The sequence below is a fragment of the Streptomyces sp. NPDC048424 genome (assembly GCF_040651555.1).
Lineage (GTDB): Bacteria > Actinomycetota > Actinomycetes > Streptomycetales > Streptomycetaceae > Streptomyces.
Map to the genome: position 1 here is coordinate 1 of NZ_JBEZKE010000079.1, position 3,980 is coordinate 3,980.

6 protein-coding genes, 1 rRNA gene and 1 pseudogene are annotated in these 3,980 nt (G+C 68.8%); 4 read left to right on the top strand and 4 right to left on the bottom strand.

Annotated elements, in window-relative coordinates:
- Positions 1–345: 345 nt before the first annotated feature.
- A complete protein-coding gene (locus AB0D29_RS38615) occupies positions 346–906 on the bottom strand; it encodes a TetR/AcrR family transcriptional regulator (RefSeq protein ID WP_362860514.1) in 561 nt (186 codons plus the stop codon).
- Positions 907–998: 92 nt separating this feature from the next.
- On the opposite strand from AB0D29_RS38615, the gene AB0D29_RS38620 reads away from it, so the two are divergent.
- The 4 genes and pseudogenes from AB0D29_RS38620 to AB0D29_RS38635 form a co-directional block, all read left to right on the top strand.
- The gene (locus tag AB0D29_RS38620; protein ID WP_362860515.1) at positions 999–1,595 is read left to right on the top strand and encodes a DUF2867 domain-containing protein; all 597 of its coding nucleotides are present in this window, start codon (positions 999–1,001) and stop codon (positions 1,593–1,595) included.
- A gap of 308 nt (positions 1,596–1,903) precedes the next feature.
- A complete protein-coding gene (locus tag AB0D29_RS38625) occupies positions 1,904–2,197 on the top strand; it encodes a hypothetical protein (RefSeq protein WP_362860516.1) in 294 nt (97 codons plus the stop codon).
- Positions 2,198–2,251: 54 nt separating this feature from the next.
- Positions 2,252–2,563 carry a ribosomal protein L7/L12 gene (locus AB0D29_RS38630; protein WP_362860517.1) on the top strand — a complete coding sequence of 104 codons (312 nt, stop codon included), beginning with the start codon at positions 2,252–2,254 and terminating at the stop codon, positions 2,561–2,563.
- Between the two features lie 45 nt (positions 2,564–2,608).
- A pseudogene (locus AB0D29_RS38635) lies at positions 2,609–3,112 on the top strand (transposase family protein); the annotation flags it as partial.
- A gap of 20 nt (positions 3,113–3,132) precedes the next feature.
- On the opposite strand, the gene AB0D29_RS38640 reads toward AB0D29_RS38635, so the two are convergent.
- From AB0D29_RS38640 to rrf, 3 genes are all read right to left on the bottom strand, one after another.
- Complete coding sequence (locus tag AB0D29_RS38640) at positions 3,133–3,423, bottom strand: hypothetical protein (protein WP_362860518.1); 291 nt, start codon at positions 3,421–3,423, stop codon at positions 3,133–3,135.
- On the bottom strand, positions 3,420–3,776 hold the full coding sequence (locus tag AB0D29_RS38645; RefSeq protein ID WP_351304538.1) for a hypothetical protein: 357 nt from the start codon (positions 3,774–3,776) through the stop codon (positions 3,420–3,422). The genes AB0D29_RS38640 and AB0D29_RS38645 overlap by 4 nt, the downstream gene beginning before the upstream one ends.
- Positions 3,777–3,893: 117 nt before the next feature.
- Positions 3,894–3,980: ribosomal RNA gene (rrf, locus tag AB0D29_RS38650) — 5S ribosomal RNA — on the bottom strand; the annotation flags it as partial.

The window sequence follows — 3,980 nt, forward strand, 5'->3', positions numbered from 1 at the left end:
TGTACTCACCCTCTCGGGCTTTCCTCCGGGCTTTCGTTCTGTGTTCTTGCGTTTCCGACTCTATCAGACTCTTTCGTGTCCGACTTCCTCGGTGCCTTCCAGTTCCTGCGCTTTCGCGCTTTCCCTTTCCGGCGATTCCGACTCTATCAGAAGTTCTCCACCGGATTTCCCCGGCTTCGATTCCCGAATGAAGAGTCGAGTGTCCCCACTCGAAAGTGATTCCTTGTGGGGGCTGCTGCCGAGCGTGTCCGCTCCAGGCAACTGCTCGACTCTACAACCCGACCTGGGAGGTGTCAAAATCGGCTTGACTCCCGGGGCGAGCCCTCTCCGGCACGCCCCCCGGGGCTACTTCAGCAGCCACTTCCTGGTCAGCTCCATCACCTCGGCGCGGCTGCGGCCGCCGTGGTCGGCGGCGATGAAGTGGTAGCCGATCCGCAGGGAGAAGGCGATCAGGCACCTGACCTCGACTTCGTCCTCGTCGGAGCAGATGGAGCGGAACAGGGAGCGCAGGTAGTCCATGCGCCGGTTGTCCGCGCGCCGGAGCCGCTCCGCGACGGCCTCGTCGCGCCGGGCCCAGTCACGAATCGCGAGGTCCGGCCCCACCCCCGTCGTGGGACCGTCGCCGGCCGCGGCGACGATCAGGAACAGCCGCTCCAGCCTGTCCCTGGGGTCGCCCCCACCGCTCTCGACCCGCTCGATCACCGCTTCGGTGACCGCGCGCTCCCATGTGTCGAGCATTTCGGTGAGGAGGGCGTCCCGGTTGGCGAAGTACCCGTAGAAGCCACCCTTGCTGACGCCGAGCGCCTGGGCCAGGGCCTCGATCCTGACCGCCTCCGGACCTCCGGCGGCGAGGGCCCGCAGCCCTTCCTCGATCCACTTGCCGCGCGGCGTGCGGGTCACGCCCATGCCGTCTCCCCTCGCGTCCACCCCACCTATACGGGGCCGTATACATGGGCTAGCCTTCTTCTATACGGCATCGTATAGACAGGGGCTTGCTGATGAGACTCCCCCGAACCGCGCACACCTCCCGGCCCTGGCGCATCCACGAGATCGCCGGCGACTTCCGGCTCGAGGACGTGTGGGCCCTGCCAACGCCGGGCGGACCCGACGACCTCGAACGGCTCGTACACCAATTCGCCAACGGCAACGGGGATCCCGTCCCCTCCCCCCTCGGGCGCGCGCTGTTCGCACTGCGCTGGAAGCTCGGGGCACTCCTCGGCTGGGACAAGCCCTCCGACGGCCTCGGCACGCGGGTCCCGACGCTCCGCGACCGCCTGCCCGCGGATCTCCTGGAGGGCCCCCGCGGTCCGGACCTCGCCTCGGCTCCGTTCACCTCCGTCTACCAGACGCACGACGAATGGGTCGCGGAGATGGCGAACCGGACCGTGCACGGGGTGATGCACATCAGCTGGGTCCCGGACGGGACCGGCGGCCACCGCGGCCAGATGGCCGTCCTGGTGAAGCCCAACGGACGCTTCGGCGCCCTCTACATGGCGGGCATCAAGCCCTTCCGCTACCTGGGCGTCTACCCGGCACTGCTCCGGGGGATCGGCCGCGAGTGGCAGCGCAACCTCCCCACCCGCCCCGCGGCTTGACCCGCCCGACGGCCGGCCCCCACGGCGCCCCGTTCGCTAGTACGTCGACACCTCCCCTTCAAGTAGTGCACCGGCACGCCGCAGATAGACCTGCCGGCCGTCGCCGCGGCATCCGGGCGGTGGCCCCGCAGCCTGTCCACCAGGCCGCCGCCCACAGACGTCTCGGCAGGCCGCCCAGCCCACCCCCTCGCGGACGGCCTCGTACCCGGCCGCCGGACCACCTTGACGGCAACAAGGCGCGCCCGGCACCTGGTTGCGCCCAGAACGGCTTAACGGCCGGCAGCGTCGTCCCCTACAGTGCCGAAGACATGACGGCACTTGCATCCTTCACCTTCGTGCGCCACATCGACGGGCTTCGCTACCACTTCGAACGCGACGGCGAGCACCACGGCCGCCCCGCCTATCGCCGAGCGGACGGGAACGTGTGGTGTGTCTGGTCACCGACCGACGGCTGGCACTGCGAGATCGCCGACGGCCTCGTAACCGCCCATCCCCTCGACAGCCACGCTGATGACGCAGAACCCCCGGCCACCGTCTGGCGCAGCTTCAAGAACGACCGCTCCTACCTTTACGACCTCCGCCCCGTCGACCTCGAAGCCTGATCCGCCGGACAGTACCCAGCCCACAGCCGCCTACGACACTCCGCAGCTGCGGTGATGCTTCACTTACCGGACGGGCTCGTGGACGGCGGGGGAGGGTGCGTGGAAGAGCCAGGATTCCGTGTGCTGCTGACAGGAGCAGGAGACCGGAAAATGGAGGCCGTCCGTGCGATACGGACGGTCACCGGCCTCAGTCTCTGGAACAGCAACCGGCTACTCGCCAGCGCGCCCGTAGAGATCCCGGCAGGTGGCTGGCCAGGCGGGGAGCCTTCCCCCTCAACTCGCCGCAGTACACGAACCCGTGGCCCCTGGAGCTCTGCTGGGCAAGTCCAACCCGCGGCGACCTCCGGCAGGCCCGGTTCGGCCTGAGAGACAGGCTCTAAGGGGTGTTGCAGCAGGCCCAGTCCTCGGCATTTGCCCGACCGGGTCCTGCTGGTGGCTGTGTACTACCGCACGAACCTCGCCATGCGGCAGCTGGCCCCGCTCTTCGGGATCTCCCCGGCCACCCTCTGCCGGGTCATCCAGCATCTTGGACCACTGCTCGCGCTGGAGCCGACGCCCCGGCCCGTCGCCGACGTGGGCCGGCCGCGGATCGCGGACGGAACTCTCATCCCCGTCCGCGACCGCACGGTCGACGCTTCATCGAGGAACTACCGCTTCTCGGCGAACGTGCAGGTCATCATCGACACGGACTCCCGCCTGGTCGTCTCGAGCGCCTTCCTGGCGCCGGGCAACAAAGCCGACGCCCACGTGCGGCGCGAGTCGGACTCGCCGGCTGCGACAGCCGGGGCAACGGTCATCGCGGACGGCGCCTATCCGGACACTGGACTGATCGTCCCGCACCGCAGACGAGCCGGACGCCCTCTCCTGCGAGGCCGGGAAGAGGACAACGCCGAACACCGACAAGGTCAGGGCCGGGCGTTCGGGCAGCGGATGGGTCAGAGGTTGACCCGCTTCAGGTAGACCCGGCGGCGGTGCGGGATGGTCTGGTACCAGACCATCAGGTGCTCGTCCTCGTACGTACGCAGCCGCATCGGGTGGGGATCCTCGTAGAGGCTGCCGTCCTTGGGGTCGATCGCCATCGACGCCAGGTCGACCAGGCCGTCCAGGACCGCGGTGACCAGCTCCTGGTGCTCCGCGGCCATGTCCCCGAGGACCCACAGCCTGCTCGGATCGCACTCCCAGGCCCAACCGCCGTCGTTCTCCACGCCTTCGCCCCGCGCGGTCACTGACCGATCTCGCGCTGGGCCTCGGTGAGGATGCGGCTGCTCGTCTCCATGGCGGCCCGGAACTCCTCCTCCGTCGAGTCCGGATCGCCGGCCACCCGCTCCGCCTCGTGCAGCGCCGCCGAACGCGCCGGCCAGCGGTGGATCGCCACGTGCGTGGCCCACTTGATCAGGAAGAACCGCAACGGGTTGATCGCACCGGTCTCGGCGGCACGGTCGAAAGCCTCGTTGCACTCCTTGTCGAGCACGGCCAGATTGGCCATGTCGATGCGGCGTACGGCGTCCCGGAGGGCTTCCCGTGTCATCGCCGGCTGAGGGATGAGCGGCCCGCCGTCTTCCAGCTGCTGTGCAGTCATCGTGTCCTCCAGGGGAACGCGGCCAGGATACCCAGCCGGGCCCGTGACACTGCCGGTAAACGCAGAAAAGCCCCGCACCGAGCCCGAAGGCTTGGTGCGGGGCTTCCCGCAATGATTGTTCGGCGGCGTCCTACTCTCCCACAGGGTCCCCCCTGCAGTACCATCGGCGCTGAAAGGCTTAGCTTCCGGGTTCGGAATGTAACC